The 748-nt window shown below is 39.2% G+C and carries 2 protein-coding genes; both read right to left on the bottom strand.

The window, feature by feature from the left end; genetic code table 11:
* A partial coding sequence (locus tag AC1DND_RS28860) for a UDP-N-acetylglucosamine--N-acetylmuramyl-(pentapeptide) pyrophosphoryl-undecaprenol N-acetylglucosamine transferase (RefSeq protein ID WP_477586401.1) occupies window positions 1–379 on the bottom strand: 379 nt, incomplete at its 3' end.
* Between the two features lie 94 nt (window positions 380–473).
* Window positions 474–748 (bottom strand): four helix bundle protein (locus AC1DND_RS28855; RefSeq protein ID WP_477586399.1); only part of this gene is annotated, 275 nt, incomplete at its 5' end.

The following is a 748-nucleotide window of genomic DNA, read 5'->3' as shown; positions in this document are numbered from 1 at the left end:
GTTCCTGGATGAGGTAAGGAATTCCTTTCAACGAAGCTGCATACAATAGTGGGCCCGAGGCATAACCACCAACACCTACTACGGCATCGGGCTTAAAATCATTGATAATCTGCATGGCTTTGCGAACACTACCGATTACCTTGAACGGGAGCGCGAGATTTTTAATAATCGAGCCGCGTTGCATCCCACTAATATTTAACCCTATAATTTTATATCCGGCTGCAGGAACTTTTTCCATTTCCATGCGGCCTATTGCACCCACAAACAAAATCTCACAGGTTGGCACCATGCGTTTTAGCGCATTGGCTATGGCCACGGCGGGAAAAATATGCCCGCCGGTGCCACCACCTGATATGATAATTTTTGGGGAATTATTCATTTTATATTTAATTATTGAATGATAGAATTTTGAATGAGTGAGTGCTACAGGCAATCCTCCATTCTTTCATTTCAATCATTCGCTCTTTCAATCACTATTTATTATTACTTACTGTTTTTCTTGCTTTAGCTACAATTGCCAAAATTTCATTTACTTCTTTTAATAATGGTTGAGCTTTAACTAAATCCGAAATTCCAGATTCGGTTAAAATTTCAATCCAAAAAGCTGTTTCATCAGCCTCTTCTACAACTATGCTAAGTTTTGCGTAAAACTCAGCTTTTGACCTACTTCTACAAGCTGCTCTATAATTTGATCCAACTGAAGAAGAGGAACGCATAAATTGCCTACCTAATATTCTTGCTTCTTCTG

This window comes from Pedobacter sp. 01N416, assembly GCF_056399685.1.
The sequence above is the reverse complement of the archived record's forward strand: the minus strand, read 5'-3'. Positions and strand labels throughout refer to the sequence as shown.